Source organism: Sphaerisporangium sp. NPDC088356 (assembly GCF_040685555.1).
In the GTDB taxonomy this organism is placed as follows: Bacteria; Actinomycetota; Actinomycetes; order Streptosporangiales; family Streptosporangiaceae; genus Sphaerisporangium.
The window spans coordinates 1-3472 of sequence record NZ_JBFBIK010000236.1 but is presented as its reverse complement, the minus strand read 5'-3'; the positions used below and the strand labels follow the sequence as shown (position 1 = coordinate 3472).

General features: G+C 69.1%; 5 protein-coding genes. 4 read left to right on the top strand and 1 reads right to left on the bottom strand.

What is annotated here, in order from left to right; all coding sequences use genetic code 11:
- The first annotated feature begins 181 nt into the window (after window positions 1-181).
- The 4 genes from AB0O34_RS36425 to AB0O34_RS36410 all read left to right on the top strand — a co-directional run bounded on the left by AB0O34_RS36425 (window position 182) and on the right by AB0O34_RS36410 (window position 2425).
- Complete coding sequence (locus AB0O34_RS36425) at window positions 182-364, top strand: hypothetical protein (RefSeq protein ID WP_363923505.1); 183 nt, start codon at window positions 182-184, stop codon at window positions 362-364.
- Window positions 327-749 carry a sigma-70 family RNA polymerase sigma factor gene (locus tag AB0O34_RS36420; protein ID WP_363923503.1) on the top strand — a complete coding sequence of 141 codons (423 nt, stop codon included), beginning with the start codon at window positions 327-329 and terminating at the stop codon, window positions 747-749. The genes AB0O34_RS36425 and AB0O34_RS36420 overlap by 38 nt, the downstream gene beginning before the upstream one ends.
- On the top strand, window positions 746-1825 hold the full coding sequence (locus tag AB0O34_RS36415) for a hypothetical protein (protein ID WP_363923501.1): 1080 nt from the start codon (window positions 746-748) through the stop codon (window positions 1823-1825). Before AB0O34_RS36420 ends, AB0O34_RS36415 begins: the two co-directional genes overlap by 4 nt.
- A 156-nt stretch (window positions 1826-1981) precedes the next feature.
- On the top strand, window positions 1982-2425 hold the full coding sequence (locus tag AB0O34_RS36410; protein ID WP_363923499.1) for a hypothetical protein: 444 nt from the start codon (window positions 1982-1984) through the stop codon (window positions 2423-2425).
- A gap of 65 nt (window positions 2426-2490) precedes the next feature.
- Here AB0O34_RS36410 and AB0O34_RS36405 read toward each other — a convergent pair whose 3' ends face one another.
- A complete protein-coding gene (locus tag AB0O34_RS36405; RefSeq protein ID WP_363923497.1) occupies window positions 2491-3180 on the bottom strand; it encodes a DUF998 domain-containing protein in 690 nt (229 codons plus the stop codon).
- Window positions 3181-3472 lie beyond the last annotated feature (292 nt).

Here is a 3472-nt window from a genome sequence, read left to right as displayed (position 1 = left end):
GGCATCGCGGTGGCACCGGCCTGCGTCTCGACACTGTCCGCGCTCTCCCAGACAGCCCCACCCAGCACTTCCGGCCGACCGACGCTCAGCCCGCATCCAGCCTGGGCTCGACAAGGTTCTGAACGCTTTGGCGGTGAGCCGGCAATTGCAGGATGGAAGGCAAGCGGACCCGAGGAAGGTCATGACGACAGACGCAGAACTGATAGGCAGGTCGCTGGCCGGGGACAAGGAAGCCTTCGTGGAGGTGGTCCGCCGCCACGAGGGTGCCGTCGGGGCCTACCTCGCGCGGCGGGTGGGGCGCGAGGCGGCCGAGGACCTCCTCGGCGATGTGGGTGGCGGCCTTCGAGTCCCGGAGGGCCTATGACCAGTCGTTCCCCGAAGCGCGGCCGTGGCTGTACGGGGTGGCCCTGAACCGGCTGCGGCATCACTGGCGGTCCCGGCCGGCGGAGGATCTCGTACCCGACGTGACGAGCATGGCGAACGAGTGGGATCCCTGGTCGGCGGTGGACGCCCGCGTGGACACCCAGGCGGTGCTCCGGCCGGCCCTGGACAAGCTCAAGCCAGAGGAACGAGAGGTGCTGACCCTGGTCGCCTGGGAGGACCTGACCGTCGCCGATGCCGCGCGGGCGCTCCGCATGCCGGCCGGGACGGCACGCCGCCTGCTGCACCAGGCCCGGATGGCGCTGCGGAACGCGCCGGAAGTGGCCGCGCTACTGACCGATCTCAACAGTGTGAAGGAAAGCAAGTGATCGTGGACGAGATGGACCTGGTCGGTCGGCTGAAGGATGCCGCGCCCCTGCGGCCCGAGGCGTACGAGCGGGCTCGGGCGACGCTGCTGGACGCGATGGCCGAGTCCGGGCCCGCGCAGGTGCCGGAGATGACCCCGGCGCGGAAAGAGCGATTCTCCCGGGCGGGCAACCGCCGCTTGGGCGTCCTGGGTAAGGCCGGCATCGGCATTGGCGCGCTCGCCGCGGCGGCGGCGGCGGCCATCGTGTTCGTCACCCCGTCGGCGCCCCGGCCCGCGCCGCCGGTCGCGACGATCTCCCAGGCGCGCACCGCCGATATCAAGCTGGTGGCCCTGGTGACCGACATAAAGGCACGTCACGGCTCCCTGCCGGGAGACGCGTCGCTGGTCATCGGGACCCGGACCATCGACAACAGGCCGCCCGACGTCACCTGCAGTCTGTACACCGACAGCGGCGAGTACTACGTGACAGACACCGAGAGCGCCCTCCCAGCGGCGATCGCCGGCCATGACAACCTCGCCGAGGACGTGAACGCCCGTGAGGTGGCGGCGGCGCGCTTCGCGGCGACCGGCGACCTCGGCGCCGCCCGCGAGCAGATGGTCAACGCCACGCCCAACCCGTTCGGCCTCGGGCTCAGCCCCGCCGAGCAGAAGGCGGCATGGGACAAGGCCATGGCCAAGGACCAGCGCGTTTTCCAGGAGAAGGGCATCACTCCGCCGAAGCGGCCCACCGGCAAGGCCCTGGAGAACCTCGTCGACAACCACCTCTGGGCGAACAGCGTCGACGCGCTGGCCCGGGGGGCGGCCAACCCGGACATCCGGGCGGGCGTACTCCGCCTGCTTTCCACCATTCCCGAGGTCACCGTCAAGGATTCGACGACCGACGGCCGGCCCACGCTGACCCTCACGGCGGGACCGGAGCTGTTCCACGGCGACGACGAACAGGCGCTGACGATCGACGCCGAGACCGGGATGCCGATCCGCTCCGAGGTCGGTGCGCCGGGGCGGAAGCCGTCGTCCGTGACCACCTTCAAGATCTCCCGGGTGACGCTGGCCGACGTCCAGGCCGGAAAACTCTGACCGCGGCCTGATGTACGGGCCGTCCTCGCCGGGGCAGGACGGCCCGGACGGTCACGTCACAGGGTGAGAGTCGGACGCCTGCGGATCGGGACATATCCGCTTACGTGGCTCACCATGGGTCCATCAGGAGCACGCACCCTACACGAGGAGACCACGGTGTCGTCCGATAGCAGGGTAGAGGTATTCCGGTCGGCCGGGCCCGGCCAGATCAAGCGGGTGGAGATCCGCATCGTGGGCGGCAACATCAGAATCAACGCCGTCGATACCGACATGGTGACCGTCACGGCGCTCGGTGACGTCGCGACGCTGGGCGCCCGGGCCAGGGTCCAGGGCGACGTCCTGCACATCACCTCGTCATCCGCCCTGCGCTACTTCCTCCAGAAGAGCCGCATCGACCTGGTCCTCGACGTGCCGGAGGACACCGGCGTCTTCGCCAAGGTGTTCGGCGCCGACATCGTCGTCAACGGCGGCACCGGGCCGTTGGAGGTGCGCGGAGTCGCCGGCGCGATCGAGGGCACGACCCACTCAAAGCAGGTCAAGGTGCGCTTCGTCGTCGGCGGCAACGATCTCGTCCAAGCGGCCGGAGACGACCGCTCCTGACCCAGAGGGGACCGGACGGGCCACCGTCCTCGCCGCGGCCGCCTCACTCGCAGCGGGCCGTACGTCTATCGTGCGGGATTTCGGTGTCGCCGTAGTGCCACGCCCACGGCGATGAGGCCGAGCGTGACCGAATATACGGCGCCGCGTTCGAACAGGCCGATGAGGACGCCGGCTTCCGATGAGAGGTCGGCCATGAAGGCCACCAGGGAGACGAGGCCGAGTATCCCGAGCACCACCAGGGCCCTGCCCAGTCCGCGAGGGATCCCGAGGGACTGATACGTCCTGCCGATAAGGATGACGAGTATGTTCCCGCAGATGAATGCCGCGAATGCGCCCAGCCCGTGGTAGGCGGCCGTGCCGTTCTCGAGGGCTTCGCCGGATCCCGGGAACAGCGCCACCAAGGTGACGCCGGCTGCCAGTAGCGCCGCCAGTACGATCGCCGTCCAGCGTCGTCTGCCCGGCATTCCCTTCATCATGGCGACGCCGGCGAACGCGGCGATCCCGAACAGGATGAAGCCGGCATTCATCACCCACGCCAGCGGCGAGTACATGTACTGTCCGAACCCCGTCGAGGGGCCGTGAACCCCGAGGTCGCTGATGAAGTGGTACGTGTAGCTGTAGGGCGGGTCCGTCCACGCCGCGGCGGCGATGAACTCGGCGGCGAAGAAGATGCCTCCGCTGGCCATGAGCGCCACCCCTGCGACACCGCGCTGCGGGTCCGAGGAACGTTCACGTGGCTGGTCGATGTCGTGCAAGGTGTCCTCCTGTGGTGTGAATCGTCCTTGGGGCACGTGCTCTGTTGGCTCCGTCGTTGGTGATGGTGGGTGCTGCATGCGAAGACTGACCCGGGCCGCTCACACCGAGCACACACGGAGCACATGGGAGCTAAGACGGCGCTGACACGGCGCTGACACGTCCGACTTGATTTGGGGTCGTGCGAAGGTGCGCGCGAAGATGGGGCAATGGACGGGGGTGCTCGGCTTCGCGTCACTCTGCTCGGCGCGTTTCAGGTGTCTCGCGGTGACGCCGTCCTGCCCGTTCCGGGCG